26 protein-coding genes and 1 tRNA gene are annotated in these 19,569 nt (G+C 41.2%); 5 read left to right on the plus strand and 22 right to left on the minus strand.

What is annotated here, in order from left to right:
- Positions 1–44: 44 nt before the first annotated feature.
- Both sipW and tapA read right to left on the minus strand, forming a co-directional pair.
- Positions 45–617: a signal peptidase I SipW gene (sipW, locus tag MHB62_RS12155; RefSeq protein WP_072692741.1), complete on the minus strand. Its 573-nt coding sequence runs from the start codon at positions 615–617 to the stop codon at positions 45–47.
- A complete protein-coding gene (tapA, locus tag MHB62_RS12160; RefSeq protein WP_029726724.1) occupies positions 601–1,362 on the minus strand; it encodes an amyloid fiber anchoring/assembly protein TapA in 762 nt (253 codons plus the stop codon). Before tapA ends, sipW begins: the two co-directional genes overlap by 17 nt.
- A 271-nt stretch (positions 1,363–1,633) precedes the next feature.
- On the opposite strand from tapA, the gene MHB62_RS12165 reads away from it, so the two are divergent.
- On the plus strand, positions 1,634–1,960 hold the full coding sequence (locus MHB62_RS12165) for a YqzG/YhdC family protein (protein ID WP_003246051.1): 327 nt from the start codon (positions 1,634–1,636) through the stop codon (positions 1,958–1,960).
- A 41-nt stretch (positions 1,961–2,001) separates the two neighbouring features.
- Here MHB62_RS12165 and MHB62_RS12170 read toward each other — a convergent pair whose 3' ends face one another.
- The 10 genes from MHB62_RS12170 to corA all read right to left on the minus strand — a co-directional run bounded on the left by MHB62_RS12170 (position 2,002) and on the right by corA (position 7,558).
- Entirely contained in the window at positions 2,002–2,181 is a 180-nt protein-coding gene (locus MHB62_RS12170; RefSeq protein ID WP_029726723.1) for a YqzE family protein, read from the minus strand.
- 71 nt (positions 2,182–2,252) lie between these two features.
- Positions 2,253–2,627: a ComG operon protein ComGG gene (gene comGG / locus MHB62_RS12175; RefSeq protein ID WP_029726722.1), complete on the minus strand. Its 375-nt coding sequence runs from the start codon at positions 2,625–2,627 to the stop codon at positions 2,253–2,255.
- Positions 2,628–3,011 carry a ComG operon protein ComGF gene (comGF, locus tag MHB62_RS12180; protein WP_032722118.1) on the minus strand — a complete coding sequence of 128 codons (384 nt, stop codon included), beginning with the start codon at positions 3,009–3,011 and terminating at the stop codon, positions 2,628–2,630. It abuts the gene before it with no gap.
- A gap of 25 nt (positions 3,012–3,036) precedes the next feature.
- Positions 3,037–3,384, minus strand: coding sequence for a ComG operon protein 5 (comGE, locus tag MHB62_RS12185; protein WP_003230165.1), 348 nt, complete (start codon positions 3,382–3,384; stop codon positions 3,037–3,039).
- A complete protein-coding gene (comGD, locus tag MHB62_RS12190; protein WP_029726720.1) occupies positions 3,368–3,799 on the minus strand; it encodes a comG operon protein ComGD in 432 nt (143 codons plus the stop codon). Before comGD ends, comGE begins: the two co-directional genes overlap by 17 nt.
- Positions 3,789–4,085: a comG operon protein ComGC gene (gene comGC, locus MHB62_RS12195; RefSeq protein WP_029726719.1), complete on the minus strand. Its 297-nt coding sequence runs from the start codon at positions 4,083–4,085 to the stop codon at positions 3,789–3,791. Before comGC ends, comGD begins: the two co-directional genes overlap by 11 nt.
- Positions 4,086–4,098: 13 nt before the next feature.
- On the minus strand, positions 4,099–5,136 hold the full coding sequence (comGB, locus tag MHB62_RS12200; protein ID WP_029317912.1) for a comG operon protein ComGB: 1,038 nt from the start codon (positions 5,134–5,136) through the stop codon (positions 4,099–4,101).
- Entirely contained in the window at positions 5,123–6,193 is a 1,071-nt protein-coding gene (gene comGA / locus MHB62_RS12205) for a competence protein ComGA (protein ID WP_004399124.1), read from the minus strand. The genes comGB and comGA overlap by 14 nt, the downstream gene beginning before the upstream one ends.
- Before the next feature lie 212 nt (positions 6,194–6,405).
- A complete protein-coding gene (locus MHB62_RS12210; RefSeq protein WP_014480259.1) occupies positions 6,406–6,603 on the minus strand; it encodes a CBS domain-containing protein in 198 nt (65 codons plus the stop codon).
- A 1-nt stretch (position 6,604) separates the two neighbouring features.
- Complete coding sequence (gene corA / locus MHB62_RS12215; RefSeq protein ID WP_004399136.1) at positions 6,605–7,558, minus strand: magnesium transporter CorA; 954 nt, start codon at positions 7,556–7,558, stop codon at positions 6,605–6,607.
- Between the two features lie 142 nt (positions 7,559–7,700).
- Here corA and MHB62_RS12220 point away from each other — a divergent pair, with 142 nt between their 5' ends.
- Positions 7,701–9,029, plus strand: coding sequence for a hemolysin family protein (locus MHB62_RS12220; protein WP_003230150.1), 1,329 nt, complete (start codon positions 7,701–7,703; stop codon positions 9,027–9,029).
- 52 nt (positions 9,030–9,081) lie between these two features.
- On the opposite strand, the gene rsbRD is transcribed toward MHB62_RS12220, so the two are convergent.
- The gene (gene rsbRD / locus MHB62_RS12225; RefSeq protein WP_003230149.1) at positions 9,082–9,918 is read right to left on the minus strand and encodes an RsbT co-antagonist protein RsbRD; all 837 of its coding nucleotides are present in this window, start codon (positions 9,916–9,918) and stop codon (positions 9,082–9,084) included.
- 86 nt (positions 9,919–10,004) lie between these two features.
- Here rsbRD and MHB62_RS12230 point away from each other — a divergent pair.
- Positions 10,005–10,075 (plus strand) — tRNA-Gln (locus tag MHB62_RS12230).
- A 66-nt stretch (positions 10,076–10,141) separates the two neighbouring features.
- Here MHB62_RS12230 and mgsR read toward each other — a convergent pair.
- Complete coding sequence (gene mgsR / locus MHB62_RS12235) at positions 10,142–10,522, minus strand: transcriptional regulator MgsR (protein ID WP_003230147.1); 381 nt, start codon at positions 10,520–10,522, stop codon at positions 10,142–10,144.
- A gap of 231 nt (positions 10,523–10,753) precedes the next feature.
- Between mgsR and MHB62_RS12240 the strand changes: the two genes are divergently transcribed.
- On the plus strand, positions 10,754–10,999 hold the full coding sequence (locus MHB62_RS12240; RefSeq protein WP_003226300.1) for a DUF2626 domain-containing protein: 246 nt from the start codon (positions 10,754–10,756) through the stop codon (positions 10,997–10,999).
- Positions 11,000–11,038: 39 nt separating this feature from the next.
- On the opposite strand, the gene MHB62_RS12245 is transcribed toward MHB62_RS12240, so the two are convergent.
- Positions 11,039–11,674: an MBL fold metallo-hydrolase gene (locus MHB62_RS12245; RefSeq protein ID WP_009967732.1), complete on the minus strand. Its 636-nt coding sequence runs from the start codon at positions 11,672–11,674 to the stop codon at positions 11,039–11,041.
- Positions 11,675–11,830: 156 nt separating this feature from the next.
- Between MHB62_RS12245 and MHB62_RS12250 the strand changes: the two genes are divergently transcribed.
- A complete protein-coding gene (locus tag MHB62_RS12250) occupies positions 11,831–12,004 on the plus strand; it encodes a DUF2759 domain-containing protein (protein ID WP_003230141.1) in 174 nt (57 codons plus the stop codon).
- Between the two features lie 31 nt (positions 12,005–12,035).
- Here MHB62_RS12250 and MHB62_RS12255 read toward each other — a convergent pair whose 3' ends face one another.
- From MHB62_RS12255 to yqgP, 7 genes are all read right to left on the minus strand, one after another.
- Positions 12,036–12,350: an MTH1187 family thiamine-binding protein gene (locus MHB62_RS12255; protein ID WP_003230139.1), complete on the minus strand. Its 315-nt coding sequence runs from the start codon at positions 12,348–12,350 to the stop codon at positions 12,036–12,038.
- 2 nt (positions 12,351–12,352) lie between these two features.
- Positions 12,353–13,414 (minus strand): lipoprotein, encoded by a 1,062-nt coding sequence (locus tag MHB62_RS12260; protein WP_003230137.1) that lies wholly within the window; start codon positions 13,412–13,414, stop codon positions 12,353–12,355.
- 61 nt (positions 13,415–13,475) lie between these two features.
- The gene (locus MHB62_RS12265) at positions 13,476–14,606 is read right to left on the minus strand and encodes a M14 family metallocarboxypeptidase (protein WP_010886566.1); all 1,131 of its coding nucleotides are present in this window, start codon (positions 14,604–14,606) and stop codon (positions 13,476–13,478) included.
- Positions 14,607–14,688: 82 nt separating this feature from the next.
- Entirely contained in the window at positions 14,689–16,608 is a 1,920-nt protein-coding gene (locus MHB62_RS12270) for an LTA synthase family protein (RefSeq protein WP_032722121.1), read from the minus strand.
- Between the two features lie 116 nt (positions 16,609–16,724).
- Positions 16,725–17,690: a glucose kinase GlcK gene (gene glcK, locus MHB62_RS12275; RefSeq protein ID WP_003230132.1), complete on the minus strand. Its 966-nt coding sequence runs from the start codon at positions 17,688–17,690 to the stop codon at positions 16,725–16,727.
- A gap of 10 nt (positions 17,691–17,700) precedes the next feature.
- Positions 17,701–17,916, minus strand: coding sequence for a YqgQ family protein (locus MHB62_RS12280; protein ID WP_004399107.1), 216 nt, complete (start codon positions 17,914–17,916; stop codon positions 17,701–17,703).
- A gap of 109 nt (positions 17,917–18,025) precedes the next feature.
- A complete protein-coding gene (gene yqgP / locus MHB62_RS12285) occupies positions 18,026–19,549 on the minus strand; it encodes a rhomboid protease YqgP (protein ID WP_003230128.1) in 1,524 nt (507 codons plus the stop codon).
- Positions 19,550–19,569: the final 20 nt, after the last annotated feature.

Genomic DNA, 19,569 nt, shown 5'->3' on the forward strand with positions numbered 1-19,569 from the left:
GAATGATTTTATATCGAAACCTGTTGCCAGGTTTACAACTGAAGTTAAGTAGACATGGTGCTGTCCTTTGTATCTGTTTCCAAGGCTTTTGTCTTTCTTTCAATTTCTCTAATGGCGCTGCTGATCGTCACAAAAGCGTACACTAACAGCATCACGCCGGGAACAATCAATAATACAGCCGTTCCAATCGGCTGACTGGCAAAATGAAGCATATAGCCGGCATATGGAAGCTGAAAACCTGTGTATTGCGCGCGAACATTTTCGTCCGATACAGGCGCTGAATCAGCTGCTGCATTATTATCACCTTGTGTTTTAAATAACAAATGGTCTCCTTGCTTTGTTATGTCAACAATTCTGTGGGTGACCGCCGTATTTGCATCCTGCATAAATGTAATAACGTCACCTTTTTGGAGCTCTTTCACATCAGTGATTTCTTTGACCAATATTAAGGAACCTGTATTGAACTCCGGCTCCATCGAACCTGACAGAACTGATTTCAGCGTATACCCAAACACCGCCGGCTCTCCCCCGGATGAACGTGTTGAAATCACGACAAGTGTCAGCACAATAATAAGAGTAAAGATGATCACGTATAAAATATTACTGATCAGCTTCATTGCTTTTTTCATCCTCTTCCCCGCTTTCCTTCTGGTCTGATTGAGTTTCATTTTCTTTGGTTACAGCTTCTTGAGATGTTTCTTCTTTCATTGTTTTTTCCTGTATATCCTTTTGTGTTGTTTCATTCTCCTTTTTGACGTCCGACTTTGTTTCTTTTTTAGGGACTGTCGGTTTTTCATCGCATTTTGCAAGCGTCATAGGCTCCGACCACTCAAATGTACTGCCGTTTGCCGGGTAGCCTGCCGGTTTATATACTTTAAATGCATAAATGCCGGGTTTCATTTTTTTCTTGGTCTCAATTTTATAAAGTGAATCGCCGATTTGATTGGAGACAAATCCTTTTTCGATCACGTTCCCATCCTTTAACGGTTTGCGGGCATTTTCAAGCTTATGAAGCTCCCACTTCCACTTTGATTTCTTAAGTTTCTCACCTGTATTTTCGAGCACAGCAAATAAGGCGAAAGGTGAGCATACAGTGCCTTTCGTATCCGTTTGATCTGATATGTGCAAATCACTTTGATCCCAGCGTTTATCATAATGGCAGTTTTTATCTGTATGCTGAAAGTCTTTACACGTTTGAAGTGAGACATCAAATGTTTCAATATCATGAAAAGCAGCGCTTGTATCATCGGAAAATTGTAAGCATATTGCGGCAGTCAGACTGAAAATGACTGAAAGCTGAAAGATAAGCAGAACTTTCAGTTTCGTCTTCGCCTTTTGCTGATTGTGAAACAATCGAAACATATCTTACCTCCTGTAAAACACTGTAACTTGATATGACAATCGTTCTCTTTAAAGAACCTCATAAATAGAGTATAATCAACGATTTATAGATTTAAAAACACCGAAATCGCTCATTTCGTTCGTTTAAAAGAATGTTTTCATCATATTACAAAGTCTTGCTCAGTATTGCTCATTTTTTCAATTTTTTTGAAATTTTTGGGATTGTTATGTGAGAATTTAAATGCATATCCCATTATTATTTGGTAATAATAAACAAAGAAAGGGTGACAGCATGATGATCAAACAATGTGTGATTTGTCTATCTCTTCTCGTCTTTGGCACCACAGCCGCTCACGCAGAAGAAACACCTCTTGTAACCGCCCGCCACATGTCCAAATGGGAAGAGATTGCTGTAAAAGAAGCAAAAAAAAGGTACCCGCTTGCACAGGTACTGTTCAAACAAAAAGTATGGGACCGTAAAAGAAAAGATGAAGCAGTGAAGCAATACCATTTAACTCTGAGGGAAGGGTCAAAAGAATTCGGCGTTTTTGTGACGATTTCATTTGATCCTTATAGCCAAAAGGTCAATAAAATCGCCATATTAGAAGAATATCAATAAGGTCCTCCATTTTTTGAAGGACCTTATTCGTTTATTTGCGGTTATTTTTTCCGTTTCAGCCAAAGTCTGAAGCCATAGGGTAAAATACCGAACAACTGCTGGGAAACAGGCGTTTTTGTTTCTTTCCGCACCTCTTTTCGTTCTTTTCGCTCATCTCTCGGAGTATCTATATATTTGACAAATTGCTGCGTCATATATTTAACATAATCATTCGTTTTCACGTGATCACCTCATCATTCAATTATTATGAAGTGTTGTCTCACATGACTTTTTTTATACCCTTTACACTGTTTTATTCTGTCCATCTCAGCAGTTTTTTCTGTTTTTGATCAAACACGATCTGTGCAGTTCTTTCTGTTCCCGACTCCGTTGACACTCTTAAGTTGATTTCTTTTTGTTCTTTTATCGATGTATCATGAATGTAATAAGAAACCCGTCCATATGGAAATTGCTCCGTACCCTCCTGGCCTTTCCGTTCCTCTAGAACATGCCGGACCGAAAGAAGCACCCCATTTTGAAGCAAATTCTCTCCTATGTATAACTCTTTTGTTTCCTTCTCAAACATGCAGCGTGAAATATATTGAGCAGCAGCAAAGTTCACGATTAACAGCACAAGCGCTGACACAAAAAGAACAGCTGGGTAAATAAACCCTCTTGTACAATACATTCACCCCCCTCCTAAATACGAATAGACTGGAAAAGCAGTTTGATACACTTTTTGGTCCTCACTCTCAATTTTCAGCAAAACAACACAATTTTCAAAATCAGCTTTCATGGCAGTAATATGATCTAAAATCGGAACATGCCCTTTACCATCCACTCTTTTTCTTATCATTGAATGATAAATTTCGAAACGGATGTCCTGCCCGGAAAGATTGGTGCAGATTAACACGCTCCCATGCTCGGCTGTCTTAACTGCCTGTGACTCCTTGCATTCATTCATCATCTGTTCTATCGAAATCATCCATTCTTGCTGTGTGAAACCGTCATGTTCCTGCTGTCGAGACAAAAACAGATGGATAATCGCAGCTAACGATCCTGATATGAGCAAAAAGACTGAGAGCGAAAATAATACGTTAAGAAGCGTGTAGCCATTCTGTCTGCAAAATGCTGAGGCAAAATGATTTTTCTTTATAAGCTGCGGCTTTGATACATACGTTTTGATATTCGCCCTCCTCCTCCCACTTCATTGCATAGATATGATTGTTCTTTGTAATCGTTTTTGACGCGGCTCCTTCACCACTCATGACATATTTGCTAATGCTCTCATTCATCATCTGATAGCCAATTTCTCGTGATTCCGCCATTTTTTCATCAGCCATCAGCTTGTCCCACAAGGGGACGACTGTCAGCAGCACAAACAGCCACAGGCTTAGCGCAGACATTGTTTCTATTGTAGAAAAACCTTTATTTTCTCTCCACATTGACTCTCCCGCTCCCTAGATAAACTGTTATATCATATACGGCATGGCCATTTACTCGTATTTTTCCGCCTGCATTCGGGTGCCCTTTCTCATTAAATTCCAAACGGTCTTTTAATGTCAGCAGTTCTATAGAAAGTCCCCTTGCATACGGACGTTCAATGACCGTATCACCAATGACTAATTGATATTCTTTTTTATGAAAGAAAATTTTTGTTCTTTGTTGACGGGAAATAGCAACCTGCTGTGTGAGCATAATATCATTTTTCAGCTGCCTTGCTGCCTGTCGGACAGCTGTATTGTCATAAGCAGGAGGAAGTGTAGTGAAGACGGCCACCAGGAGGATAGAGGCAAGGCTTAACACAAGCAAACTTTCTAAAAGGGTAAACCCCTCCTCCTCGTTTAATTTAATGTTCAACCTTAACTTCTCCGCCGGTGATGATAATGCGCTTACCATTTGGACAGACAGCATCGTTTTTCACATAGCCCTCTGACTGTAAATCGGCAAGGCTCGGAGTTTGTCCTTCATGATCAAGCTCAAATGCAGTCATTTGTGCCTTAACCATGTTTTGTAAGCCTTCACAGCCCTTTTTTTGAATGGTTTGGTTATGTTTCGTGACGTTCGGTATCGTAATTAAAAGCAAAATCGAAATAATAAAGAGCACGATTAACATTTCAACAAGTGTAAATCCTTTCTCATTCATTAGCCTCTTCCTTTCACATTTGATTCATCATCTGATACATAGGCACAAGCATAGATAAATACACAAGTAAGATCATCGCTGCAACAAATCCATAAATCATTGGCTGAAGGATGCCTGTCCATTTTTGCGCTTTGTGTTCCAGCCGCTGTAATATGAATTGGCTGTATGTGAAAAGCTCCCGATCCAATCGGCCGCTCAGCTGGCCGTGAGATATGACTTTCGATAAATCAGTTTCATAAAAAGGGCTTCCACAAATAGCGGATTCAATTGACTCACCGGCTTTTAGCCGTTCAATCAATTGTTCAGCCTCGCAGCGGTAGAAAGGGAGAAACGTTTGATGTTTAAATGCATTAAGGCTGTCATAAATTGAGAGGCCTGATTTTAAAAGGCTGCTTAGCTGCAAAGAAAAAAAGTAGCTGTTAAACAGCTTGACAAGCTTTCCAACCAAAGGAATCCTGATACAAATCAGCATTTGCCGGGCAGGTGATTTTTTCTTAAACACAAGCCAATAATAAATCCCGATACCTGCTGTAAAAAGAACAAGCAAAATGATCACAAGATCAATATGCTGAAAAAAAGCAAAAAGCATATCGGTTGAACGTGAGGTTTCCATATTCATCGATTGATAGATACCGGAAAACTGAGGAATGATGATGGACTGTAACATATAAAACATGACAGCGACCGTAAAGATGAGGAAAAGCGGATAGCGCAGCACTCTTTTCAGCTGGTCTGCCTGTGCAATTTTTCGTTCCAGCAGCTCTCCGCTCTGGATCATGGAAGCAGGCAGTTCACCATGTGTTTCAGCAAAATAACAAATACCTACGGCTTCCTTATGAAATGACAAACTCTTTAGTACTTGATAAAACGGAGCCCCTTCCCTCAAACAAGTGACCGAACCAGTCAAGTCAGCCGCCTGCCTCTTATTCATCTGAAGTTCCATCAGGCGTAATCCATCCAGAAGCGTATATCCGCCCGCAGTCATTTCACCGAGCCTCTTTAATAACCTCGCTTGATCCTTTAACGACCAGACTTTTCTAATCTTTTTCATGATAAACCCACCGGTCATAGTTGTTTGTTGTTAAATAGCCGAGCGCAATTCCTTTCCTGATAATTTGACGAAGCGTTTGATATTGGTAATTTGCATGATTTCCTTTTGCCTCCTGGATACATTGCTGAAGATTTTTCCCGTAAAGAAGCTCATAAACGCTAGCTCTCCTGGTATTTCGTGACTGGCGACAATACACTGATGAACATCCGTTTTCACAAAACGGGCAAGCCAAATCAACCAAGCGCTGAGCCGCTATTGCAATGACAGTCTGTTCAATTTCATTCATATTGATACCGAATTCAAGCAGTCTGTAAATTGCGCCCTTTGCGTCTCTCGTATGAAGGCTCGTTAGTACCAGATGTCCCGTCATCGCTGCCCGCACCGCAATTTCAGCTGTTTCCGCGTCTCTGATCTCACCTAAAATAATCATATCGGGGTCATGGCGCAAAATTGCTTTCAGACCTGCGGAATAAGTTACACCGGCTTTTTCATTCACCTGAACCTGAAGAACATCTTCGTCCCTTGTTTCAACAGGGTCCTCTAATGTGACAATATTTCGATTAAAGTGTTTTTTTGCATATTGAACGAGAGAGTATAGTGTGGTAGTCTTCCCTGAACCAGTTGGCCCGGTAAAAATGAGCATGCCATGGGAATGTTTTAAAAACGAGAGTAATGTGGCTCCTGTCTTCGGAAATAGCGACAATTTATCAATCGAAGGGATATTGTATTGGGGCATCACTCTGATCACGAGGCTTTCTTCATTAATTGTGGGCAGCGTTGACATTCTTAAATGAACATTTCCCTCTTTCAGCTTTAACGTAAGCGAACCGTTTTGCGGCTTTCGCCTTTCACCTATATCCATTGCTGAAAGAAATTTAAAATGTGAAATCAGCCTTACGCACTCTTCTTTTTTCATGTCCCTTTTTTTCAGCAAGGCATGATCGACCCGAAAATGAATGATAGCGTCCCGCTCCCTCGGCACAATGTGAATATCAGAAGCCTTTGTTAGATATGCCTCTTCAATCAAGTTTTTGCTTACCTTTTCTATTGAATCCAATTTGATTCCCTCTCCTTTCAACGCATATTGTAGAAAAAGAAGAAAGGGTAATCAAACAAGGAAAACGTGATTTTGTGAGATGTTATATGCTGAAAAACCAATTCTTTCTGGCAAGAAAAAAATTTTTCAACTGAATGTACCCCTGTCATTATAATTTTCCCTATAAATAAAAAAGCAGACATGGTCACCATGCCTGCTAGATTCCATTTTCATTATGCTGTTTTCGCTTTTTGACCAGTATCTTTCTCAACGGAAAGGTCGCCTAATGCAACAATACCGGCAATTTGGCCATATTCAAGAATCGGTAAACGGCGGATTTGATGCTCTGCCATAAGCGCCTTGACATCGTATCCGGTCACCCTGATATGACTGGTGAAAAAACGGGGCACGCTGTACAAAATATGAAACATCCTATAGAGTCCGCCTTTTTCGAGGTTTCTTTTTCTTCTTCCGCTCCTGCAGCATATCTCCCGTCCAGCCTTTTTTCCTCAAATAGAGATAGATCAGAACTGTAGATGTGACAATCAATAAGAGAGAAAAGAGATATCCGTATTTCCAATTCAGTTCCGGCATCACTGAAAAGTTCATCCCCCATAAGGCCCCCAGAGCTGTAATCGGCGTAAAAAGCGTCGTGAAAATGGTCAGCGCTTTTACAATTTCATTCCCCCTATGTGAGGTAATGACTTCCTCTGAATGCAGCAGATTGTTAAGCTCCCCTTCAAATTCGCTGATGTATGTAAATCCCCTGTCAATCTTCAGTTGTGTCCGCTGATAATCCTTTTTCCCTTCATTTTGAGGTAAAAAGGTTTCTTTCAACGCCATTTCAATTTTTTTAGCGCTTAATATCAAATTTTTCCAAATCATCAGTTCATGGCGCAGGAGATGGACGCGGTTTAAAATGCTTTTGCTATTGTCGTCTTTAATTTGCCATCTGAGCTTTCTCAGCTTTACTTCAAATTCATCAACACCGATTAAATACGCATTCATTAGTTCGCCGAGAAGAATTAAAAACCCCTCTATCGCATTGTCCGCTCTTTCCATTTGCCGGACAACTTCTTTTCCTTTAATCTCTCTCAAAATTGAAAAATCAAAGTTGATTGTAAAAAAATATTGTCTGGTGATATAAAAGTGAAAAACAGTATGGTCTTTTTCTTCACCAAGCCCCTGATCATAAACAATCGACCCAAATACCGCTTCATTTTCCGTTTCAGTTGTATCTACTCGTAAAAAATTAACGTGATGGTTATTTTCAAACCACTTTTCACACTGAGGCCAGTGAGAAAAATGGATTAGATCCCTTGCCTTACTTCTTTCTTGAGGCCCCATTTGGTACCAAAACCAATCCTTTCCCGTATGTGCCTTCATGTCAAGCTCCTCCAAACTTTTGTTCTTTATTCTTTAATTGCCCAATAACCGCGTCACTAAACCAGTCTGCCGCTTCAACACATGTTTTATGAGCATTTTCAGGTGGTATGGAATGTAGAAAGACATCGGAAAAGGGAGGTGCATGCCTTCCTTGGAGAAGGCAGTTGTTTTGGAATTTGTCAATTTACTAGCAGTCGCTATTCTCATTTTGTTAACAGGATTTTTTGTTGCCGTAGAATTTTCAATCGTAAAAGTGCGGCGATCCAAAATTGATCAGCTTGTCGCAAAAGGAAAGAAAGGTGCTAAAGCGGCAAAGCATGTCATCACTCACCTTGATGAATATTTATCAGCCTGTCAGCTGGGCATCACAGTCGCAGCCTTAGGACTGGGATGGCTTGGGGAACCGACTGTGCAAACTCTGCTTCGACCGCTTTTTCATAAAGCAGGCTTAAATGAATCGCTTACCCACCTGCTTTCACTCGTCATCGCATTTTTAGCGGTTACGTATTTAAATGTCGTTATCGGGGAGCTGGCTCCAAAGAGTTTCGCCATTCAAAAAGCAGAAAGCATTACCTTGTTGTTCGCTAAACCGCTTATTTGGTTTTATAAGATCATGTTTCCATTCATTTGGCTGTTGAACCACTCTGCCCGATTGATTACAGGAGTGTTTGGACTAAAGCCGGCATCAGAGCACGAGCTGGCTTATACAGAGGAAGAACTTCGGGTCCTATTGGCTGAAAGCTATAAAAGCGGCGAGATCAGAAAAAGTGAATTAAAGTACATGAATAATATCTTCACCTTTGATAAACGAATGGCAAAGGAAATTATGGTGCCGCGAAATGAAATGGTTAGTTTGTCACTAGATGAAGACTCCATTTCAAATCTTCAGGAAACAGTCAAGCAAACAAAATATACACGGTACCCGGTTGTAAGAGAGGATAAAGATAACGTCATTGGCGTGATTAATATGAAAGAAGTGCTGTTTTCCATGCTGACGAAAGATTTTTCAATCAAGAAGCATCAAATTGAACCTTTCGTACAGCCCGTTATCCATGTCATTGAGACGATTCCTATTTATAAACTACTGCTGAAAATGCAAAAGGAACGCACTCATATGGCGATCCTCATCGATGAATATGGCGGGACGTCCGGTTTGGTCACTGTCGAAGATATTATCGAGGAAATTGTAGGAGAAATCCGTGATGAATTTGATGCGGATGAAGTGCCTCATATCCGCGAACTTGGAAAGGATCATTACTTGTTAAATGCAAAATTATTAATCAGCGATGTTAACAGCCTGCTTGGAACTGATTTATCAGACGCTGAAGTAGACACCTTGGGCGGCTGGTTTTTGACACAAAACATAGACGCTGAGCCTGAAAGTACCATAGAATATGATGGCTACTCTTTTAAGGTAAAAGACATCAACAGCCATCACATTTTATTTATAGAAGTAAAAAAAGCTGAATAGCCCGTGAAAGGCTGTTCAGCTGCTATCTTTCAAGATAAACATGGCAAAGGCATCAACACTCTTTTATTTTAAACCCTTTATTGGCCAGGGCTTTAGCAAGACTTTGCTCGGTTTTCACATTCGAAAAATCCAGACCCAGCTTCACGACAGTTTGGGCAATTTCCGGCCTGATTCCTGAAATAATCGTCTCAATGCCGAGCAATTTGGTGCTGTCAATCACTTTAAAAATTTGATAGGCTACCATGGTATCAACGATAGGAACGCCCGAAATATCTAAAAATAAATACGAGAGCTTTAACGCTGAGCACTGCTCCAGCACAGACTCCAAAATCGTCCTCGCTCTGTGCGTATCAATTTCACCGACAAGCGGAAGAATCCCAATTCCATCAGTAATCGGCATAATCGGCGCACTCAATTCATTAATCATTTCTTTTTGCGCGTTTAATTGTATCATGGTCACCTGGTGATATTCTTCCGTAAACACTTCGATGATCTCATCAATGTTTTGATTCAAGATCCGGCTCCACTCATAAAATTCCTGAATGCTGATGTCTTGAGAAGAAGCTTCGCTGAATTTATGAATCCATTCAAACATGATGTGCCTGAAAGTGTTAAACTGGCCGACACTTTGTGTAACCGTCACTTCATGAACGGCACGGTCTCTGGCGCATTGAAGAGACCACCGGTTGAGCTCATCCTCTACGTCTTCTTTTCTAAGGGATTTTGCTACGATGGTCACCAATAATTCATGCTGGTCTTTTAACTTTTGTTCTAGTTTTTGCTGATCTTTCGCTGAATACAGCCAGCTGCCTGTTGATGTACAAACTTTCAGCCATTGTTGCGTGATATCTTCTTTGTGCTCTGTTAAGTGCTGATCAAGAGCTATCATCTTAATGAGCTACCTCCTGTTTTTGAAAAATGTACGCTATATATGTATAACGCGTCTGCCTTTACACATACTATGTTTAGATTCAATGGGCTATAGCCAAGCGGTAAGGCAATGGACTTTGACTCCGTGATCGTTGGTTCGAATCCAGCTAGCCCAGTTTCTGAACAGGTGAAAAACCGAAGACAAGCTGATTCGAATAAATCAGCGGATCTTCGGTTTTTCATCATGCAGATTGATGAACCGTTTTCTTCTTCGATAACTTCAACAGTTCTCCCGGGTTATAACCAATCACCAGCTTTTTGTTGTCTACTAGAATCGGGCGTCGCAAAAGCTTCGGCTTCTCGATTAAAAGTTCCAGCACCTCATTTACCGTCATTTCTTCAATGTTTAAATTTAAATTTTTGAAAGTCTGGCTTCTTGTCGCCAAAATTTCATCAATTCCTTCTGTCGTTAACGATAAAATGTACTTTAATTCTTCTCTTGTCGGGGTTTCTCTGAATAAGTGCCGTTCGTTAAATTCAATTTGATGTGCTTTAAGCCAATGTTTTGTTTTTCGGCATGACGTGCAGCTTGGATATGAGTAAAAAGTTAATTGTTGTTCCATTCGTTTTTTCCTCCTCAGTTAACCATCTCTTTGTAGAATAACTACCCGGATCATTTTTCATTTAAACCATTTACAGAACTTTTTTCGGATTATTTTTTAAAAAACATTCATACAATAGAAAACACAATCAAAGGGACAAATTCCATTTGTATATTAATAATGAAAATGTTTACATTTCTAGGTGTGATCTATTATAATAACAGTCAGAGGGACTCTCGGGAGGGGATAAAAATGAATCGCATGTTCCGGGTGTTAGGATTTTGGACGGGAATTTTTGCAGTCATGTTTTATTTAGGTGATATGAAAGATGCTTCCCTTTTATTTTTTGGACAGACGATCTTATTTGTGTTTCTATCGTATTTGAACTTAACCGAACGCATGTATATTTATATTTTTGGCGCTTATTTAACAATTTTCTTCGCCGGCTTTACATATTACTCAATTTTTATTATGGTGCCCGGCGGCGGAGGCCATTAAATGCAGAAAGAGACAAACCTTATCGGTTTGTCTCTTTTTTTACAATGAAAACCCATTTAAAAACGGATTTTGATCCTGCTCAGTCAGTACGTCTGTTTCAGGTCCATGGCCGCTTAACACCAGCGTGTGTTCCGGAAGCGTAAGCAGTTTTTCATGAATGGACGTCAGCAGCGTCTCTTGATTGCCGCCTATTAAATCCGTACGTCCTATACCGCCTTGGAACAAGACATCTCCGGAAATGACCAAGTCTGCATCTTTCACGTAGTAAGACACACTGCCTGGTGAATGTCCCGGCGTAAATAATGTTTCCAAATGAAACGGCCCGATATTCAACTCACCGTCGCCTTCAATTAGATGATCTGCAGGCTTAGCTGTGACTTCTATCCCTCGCAGCATGCCGGAGCCGTTTAAAGAAGCGTCCGCAAGCCAATTTTTTTCATTTTGATGCAGGTAAACAGGGATATCCCATTTTTCTCTCACTTCATCAAGCGCCCCAATATGGTCAAAATGGGCATGTGTAAGCAAAATGGCTAAAGGCGTCAGCCCTTTTTCTTTTATGTATTGATTGATTTTATGTCCCTCGCCGCCCGGATCAAAAATCAGACATTGATCATCACTGATGAGAAAATATGCGTTCGCTTGAATCGGCCCTACTGGCATTCGTCTCCATTTCACTATTATCACCTCTTTCTTTTTTATGCTCTTATTATGAGGGTTTTTGAAAAAAGATTCAAACAATCGCAATGAAAACGCTATCGACAAACCTATAAAAAACAGGTAGAATAAAACTGGAAAGAATTGCAGGTTTTTCAATGTAAAGGGGGCTGTGTTATGTTACTTGTCGTGATTTTCGGCCTTGTCGCTCTTTTCGCTTTATGGGGAGTCTTGCGTTCTGTTAGAAATAAAAATATACTCGGGTTTTTATTAGCCGGTGCCACCTTATTTGTCTTTGGATGGTTTACCGTGATGACCGTAATAAACAGCGGGTATCCAACCGCACATTAAAACCTGTATCCGATCGGATACAGGTTTATTTTTATGGCTGTAAATGTTTATTGACACTTTCTATTTTGCTCTCAAGCGTCGTTTTTTTGTCACGCCTGTCATCGATACGGATATTCGTTGCCACTCTGTGCAATCCTTTTTGAAATGGCGCTTCGTGAATTGCCTGAATAACTGCAAAAAGGTCACTGAGTTCTCCCTCGATCAGCGTATTCATCGGTGTCAGCTGATATTTGATTTTCCCTTCTGCTTGATATCCTTCTAATATCTTTTGCACATCGGCTACGTAAGCACTGACACTGGGTGTTTCCGTACCGATTGGGATAATGGTTACATCTGCGATAGCCATCGTTATTCCATCTCCTTTTGATCAATGATGAGTTGCTTCGTTTCATGTGATTTCAATAAAATAATTTGCTCAAAATGAAAGCCGTATAACGCATATTTCCCGTTCGGAGATATTTGAATCGGCTCCATTTCCCGCAGAGACACAAGATCTTTTGTCTCTCCCGATGCTACATTGATTGCTGCGAGCTTATATGCATCGCCGCTTTGTTTGAATGTATAAAACAGGCCTCCTGCTTCATCATAGTCATACTCCATTGGAGCCAAACTTGTATATTTCGCTTGGAGCGGCCATTTCGCTGTAACAGGTGATGTTGATTGCGGCGTTTTAAACTGATACGTCCCTTTTCCTCCGGAAGCTGATTTGACAGTAAAACTCATTTGATGGAAAGAATCGAAGAATAGAACGTTATCCTCAAGCTTCTGTTCCGTCTTAGAAGCTGTATCGAACGTATATAAAGGCCCTGTTTTATCGTCTCTACCCTCTTTTACATAATCAAATGTATTTTTGGATGTCCAATGAATGAACGGAACCTGTACTGGGCTTAAGAAAGATTCGTCTTTTTTAGCATTCACCTGATATGTATGGAAATCCCAGTTTTCATTGAATTCCGTCACCATCATTTGATAAGGATCATACTGATTCCAAGCAGCTTCAAGCTCATACGTTTCGTAATCTTTTTCGTAAAGCGTCTCTCCTTCTGCATTAAGCAAAACCACTGCCGTCTTTTGGCTATGTGTGATTTGCAGCAGAATCATCTGCTCCCTCGCATTGATTTGAACATCAACGATTTGACCATCCGTTTGATAGAGCTTTTTCGCTTTGCCTGTAAAGATGCGGTACGCAAAAAGCTCTGTTTTCGTCGGATTAGACGCAGTATATAATATTGTGCTGTTATTCAGCCAGCCTTCCGCCCCATCCGCTTTTTCCGCGGAAAGCGGTATGATGTCTTTTTTCTCATCTTTTGCCGCCGATGCCTGTTTTTGCTGCTGATGAGATGGTTCGCATGCCGATAAACTAAACAGCAATACCGCCAGCAGAATAAAACAAACTGATCTCATCAGCATTCCCCTCCGATCATCTTTATTCTCTCATATTTGCTTCGGCAGAAAAAAGAAAAAGTTTCAGTTACTCATGAAAAAATAACGCCCTCCACAAGATACCGCTTGTGGCGTTATATATGTGTGAAAACTGCTGAAACGGCAAAGGATTTTGGCCTTTTCCAAGTTCCACCGTATACCCTTCCTTAAAATAATGGTGAATAAACCAATCACGAAATCCAGCATAGCTGTCTATATCCCTTACTCCCTTATAAATGTTCCCGCTTAACTCCTCAAACTCCTTTATGACGGCAGCAGATTCCTCAGGCTCAAGGCCTTTATAGCCCCAATAAATTTCTTCTCCTTGAGTATGAAGAGCCAGCAGTCTGTCAGGCGGATTCTCCGTGATCAGCCGGTACATCGCAATAGATTCCGGCTCCGTAAGCGGAGAGATTCCCGGAAAATCGCGGTAGCTGGGTGCTGTCGGTTTTCGGTATTTTTCAATTTCCCATAATGATGGAAATTGTTTATTTAAATCAACCCCGTTTATATTCGCCTTCCATTCATTAAAATTTGGACGATGTTCATTTAGCCTTTCGAGTTCATCTCTTCTGGCTCCCATGACTTCTGATCCGTTTAAAACAAGATCAACGCCATCCGGATTGACAAGAGGAACGAGGGATAAGGATGTGCTGTTAAACAGCTTTATGGGAGAAAAGCCAAAGAAAGGCGAATTGCAGCATAATGACATACAGTATTCCTTAAACCATTTTAGCAGGACAGACGTTGTAATCCACTCATTCGCATGAAATGACGCGTTCATATGGACCTTTTTTACGGCATGCTCCCCACCAGCCTTCAGCTCCCAGATAGGCCTGCCGAGTACAGAACGGCCAATTTCCCGGCATGAGACAAACGGAAAAACATCAATAATCTTCTTTATTTCCTTTTCAACAGCTGAATCATCATAGATTTTCTCTTGCTCAATCCAGCTATCTGAAAGTTTCAGCTGCCGAGGCTGTAAAAAGCGCTTTATGTCCTGAATGGTTTGAAGCTCTTTGCCGCTATGCTCCTCTATCACATAACCAGGGCAATACAATTGATGTTTTTGTGCGGAGCGATTTGCACTTTTAAGCAATTCCTCGTCTATCTTCAGTTCTTTCGCCACATTGGCCAAATTGTTCTTGATCTCAGGTTTCACCGTAATAAACGCCATCATCATCCCCCTTTTTTGTTACTATATGACAGCGTATTTAAAAAAAGAAAGCCTCCCGCTCACTTCGATGCGGGAGACATTGTGATTATGATGCCTGATCAAGCATTTGTTTTTCTTTCCGCTTTGACGAATTGTCCAGCCTTTTCTGGTCATAAAATCGCAACAAATCCCCATAAATGATTTCATCAGAAAGTGATAGCTCCTGTTTTGCTTTATCAGCAAATGCTTCACATTGTTTTGTCTCTTCTAACGGTTTTCCCGTCTCTTTGTCATAACACGCACCGTCTGTATAAACAACCTGATCTGTGATAAAGCTCCCGTCCCGGAGCACCGTGAAGTCCAGTTTTTCGTCTGAAAGCAGATCGTTGCCGAATTGAATTTGATCTTTCGTATCAATCCCTAAAAGATTCATCAGCGTCGGCCTGATATCAATCTGCCCGCCTACTGTTTCAATGGTTTGCGGCTTTTTATCAGTAATACCCGGAATATGAATGACCAGCGGCACTTTTTGGAGCTGTACCTCTTCAAATGGGGTTATTTCTTTTCCTAAAAACTGCCCCATCGCTTCATTATGGTTTTCTGATATACCATAATGGTCACCATATAATACAATAACAGAGTTGTCGTATAACCCGTCTTCCTTCAGCTTTTCGATAAACCGTTTCAGCGCCTCATCCTGATAACGCACTGTCGGAAAATATTTATTTAGCGTCTGGCTGTTTGAATCATATTCATCAATCAATTGATCCTCTTCATCAAGATCAAACGGGAAGTGGTTCGTCAGTGTAATCAGCCTCGAGTAAAACGGCTGAGGCAGATTTTTCATCAGCTCTGAGGACTGCTCAAAAAATTCTTTATCCTTAAGTCCCCAGCCGACTGAATTTTCGTCAGTTACATCATACGAGTTAATATCAAAAAACGAATCATATCCAAATGAGTCGTACATTAAATCACGATTCCAAAAGCTCTTATTATTAGCGTGGAGCACCGCTGAATAGTATCCGCTGTTTTTCAAAATTTCAGGAGCGGCCATATATTGATTGCCCGCATTCGTAAAAAATACGGCACCTCGTCCAAGCGGATACAGTGAATTGTCCACGATAAATTCAGAATCCGAGGTTTTCCCCTGGCCTGTTTGGTGGTAAACATTATTAAAGTTGTAGCTCTGTTTTATAAAGTCATTCAGAAAAGGCGTGATTTCTTCTCCATTCAATTTTTCATTAATCACGAAGCTTTGCGTCGACTCTAAGGATACGAGAATGACGTTCCTTCCTTTTGCAGCGCCGAATAAGCGTTTGTTGGCATCCTTCGCATTAGCGGTTACGTAGTTTTCAATCTCCGTCAGGCTGTTGCTGTCTGCCAACGCTCTCTGTGCGGATTGCTTTGACTGAAGAACGCCATCGTAAATATGAAAATTAAACAGGCTAATGTTTTTAACAAGCATTTCTCTGTCAAATGAGCGTGTCAATAGCTGAGGTCTTTCCGCCTCAGACAAGCCCAGGTTGAAGAAATAAACAGAAGCAACGAACAAAAAATAAGCCGCCCGTTCATTTTTCGTTGAGGGAATGTCCGATTGAAAAGCTTTTTGCCGGATGTGAAGCCATATTAAAACCGCAATATCTACAGCTAATAGGAGGTCTGTCGGCTCAAGAAGTGTTCCGATGCTGCTTCCGAGATCACCCATATTGCTCGTTTGAAAAAGAACAGGGATTGTTAAGAAATCATTGTAAAAACGGTAAAAAACCATATTTGCCAGCAATACAAACGTGACAAGACAGCTCATCGCGATAATGTAGCGATTTCTGTTTTTGCCTTTTAAAAACAGGCTGAGGCCAAAAATAAGCAACAAAAAACTCAATGGGTTGATAAACAGAATAAATTCCTGTGTTAGATTGTTGTCGATTTTAATATGAAAACTGGTTTTGTAAACAGCATACGTTTTCAGCCACATCAATAAAATGGCAATCAGCATAAATGAAATCTTCGAAAAAAACGTTTTTCGCATTTCAACCTCCTATGCAGCACGCTCAAAAAAATCAGTCTATTCCCAACATTCTCATTAACACATCAAATTAAATCTTAACCTGAGCACAACAAAAAATCAATTTCATTTACACAATTTTAACAATTTTGATGTTTCAGCCATTCATTTTTAGCGATCCAAGCGCCTCCGATAACGCCGGCATCATTTCCAAGTGCTGCGATTGAAATATCAGCAGCTTGGGCTGCCCGCGGAAACGCGCATTTGCGGAATGTTTTCTCGACTTTTGATCTCAGCAGTTCTCCGGCTCTCGATACGCCGCCGCCAAGAACGATTTTGGATGGATTAAGCGAGCTTGCCAAATTTCCGAGCACCAAACCAAGATGCTTGGCTACATAATCAACCACCTCAAGGGCAATTTCATCATTTTCACCCGCCGCTTCAAACACATCCCGCGCTGACAATTGTTCGGTTGCTTTTAAACGTGTCGTCTTTTTAGCATTTGCTATTTTTTCTTTTGCAATTCTTACAATTCCGGTTGCTGACGCAATTGTTTCGATACAGCCCGTTTTGCCGCAGTTGCAGGGCGCTCCGCCTTCAGGGATGCTGCAAATATGGCCGATTTCTCCGCCGGCGCCATTTATACCATGTACAATTTCACCATTTGCAATGATGCCGCCGCCAACTCCTGTGCCAAGCGTCACGAGAATGACGTCTTTTGCGCCATCACCCGCTCCCTTCCACATTTCCCCGAGCGCAGCAATATTCGCGTCATTTTCTATAACAGCTGGGATGCCGGTTTCTGTCTCCAGATGGTTTTTCAAAGCATAATTTTTCCACCCTAGATTTACTGTTTCATAAACCACTCCTGCCGCCATATCTACAGGGCCTGGTGCACCCATTCCGATGTATTTGATGATGTGCTTCGGTTTTTGCAGCTCATCCAGCTTGCTGTCGATTGTTTTTGCAATTGTGACAGTAATCGTGTCGCCGGTTTTATCTGTCGGAACTTCCCACTTATGCTGAATTTCGCCATATTGATTAATAAAAGCGAGTTTAATCGTCGTTCCTCCCAGGTCAATGCCCGCAAACCATATCTCGTCCATTTTTATCACCTTAGCCTTTATAAAAATCTCTTCCGTTTTTTGTTTGTTCCAATTCTTTTCGAAGGACAGCTGCCGCTCTGGCCCACTGCTCCTTTTCAATCATGTGGTTCATGTATAATTCCTTTAATTCATCCAGCATAAACTCAATTTCAAGCTCTCTGTCTCCAAAATAAACAATGTGGCCAAACGTTTTTAACAGCTGCTGCACATCATAAAATGTATTCATTTTCCTCACCATTTCTTGAACTTAACTATCATAAGCGTATTCATAAGGAAGCGGTCAGTCAAGAAGAAAACGCTGACAAAAAAGCCAGCTTCCTTTCCATATTCCACCTCTATGATTCTTTATTGTTTTCAATTTGCCGCTGCAGCTCCTTGTAGCGCTGCTCCTTCGGCTTCAGTTTCACAGCCGTCTGGATGGCCTTTTCTGCTTGTGCAAGCTCATTTTTTTCCGCATACAATAACGCTAAATTGTAATAGGAAGCATGGTCTTTAGGTTCTTTTTTCACTGCTCGTTCCAAAAGGGAAACCGCCTGATCATATTCGCCGATTTGAATATCAGAAACAGCAAGAATTTTCAAAAGATCGGCAGAGGCATCTTTTTGCGCTGCTTCTCCGTTCAGCAATTCTGTTACTTCTTCATACTTTCCTTCCTGATACAGCTCGCTTGCCTGCTGAATCAGCGCTGACTCCTGGTGTGAAGGCGAATGCAATCCGTAATATAAAAATCCAACAGCCAAAGCAATCAGCAAAACCGCTGACAACAATCTTTTTCCAAAGGCTCCGGCTTTAGGCAACCCCAGTGCTGCTGCAGCGAAAAAGCCGCCAATCAAGCCGCCGATATGTCCTGAATTATCAATATTCGAAACCGCAAAACCAAAGCCCAGATTGATGATAATAATGACAATAATATTGGTTCCTATAGTTCTTAAAAACATTTTTCGATTAGACAAAGCAACATACAGTAATGCACCTAAGCATCCGAATATGGCTCCTGATGCCCCTGCCGAAGGATACGGGCTGAACACAAAACTCGCAATCGAACCCGTAATGCCAGCAGCCAGATAAATCAGCAAAAATCTCCCCGATCCATACATCCGCTCAACCGCTGTACCAACCGACCATAAAGCCAGCGTATTAAAAGCTAAATGCGCTATGCCGATGTGAAGCACGATCGGTGTCAGAAGCCGCCACCATTCTCCTTGTGCAATCAGGCTGTTTTCTTTTGCTCCAAAAGCCACCAGTGTCTCCGTATTAGTGCTGCCTCCGTTTATTTCGAGCAAGAAAAACATCAGGATCTGAAGCGCAATAAATAAATATGTAAAAGTCGGTTTTCCGTTTTGAAAAACCGCCGCTTCAGTTTTTCTCTGTTCTTCTTGTTTCAGCACTAGCGAAAGGAAGCGTTCTCGCGCCATTTGCGCGTTTTCAAACGAAGCGTGTTCCTCTGAACAATCTTCTGTACGAAATGATGGAAAAACCGCTTGAAGATCATCTCGAAGCATCGTTCCTCTAACGATCGCCGGCTCAACTGACACAGTTCCCTTCTCAAAAGTTTTTTTTGCAATCTCTTCCCAGTCATCAACTGGGGCTTCCGTTGAAAAAAACACGTTCAGCAGCTTCATCCTTCGTCTGCCCAATTGATGTCTGACTCGTTCTACTCGTTCGGCCTGCTCTTCGATGTCTCTAACCATTTCTTGACGGAAATCAAGATCGTGCTTATAAAGACGAACTAGATCATGAGAGGACTTGTCCGGCGCTTCCAGCCATATTTCATCTGACTCACCGGCTTGTATGACGCCATACCCGCTATTCACCAGGTGCGCCGCAATTTTCCAATATGTATACTCCAGCAAAAACATGTTTACCGCTCCAATAGTTT

The sequence above is a fragment of the Bacillus sp. FSL K6-0255 genome (assembly GCF_045040725.1).
GTDB lineage: Bacteria > Bacillota > Bacilli > Bacillales > Bacillaceae > Bacillus > Bacillus subtilis.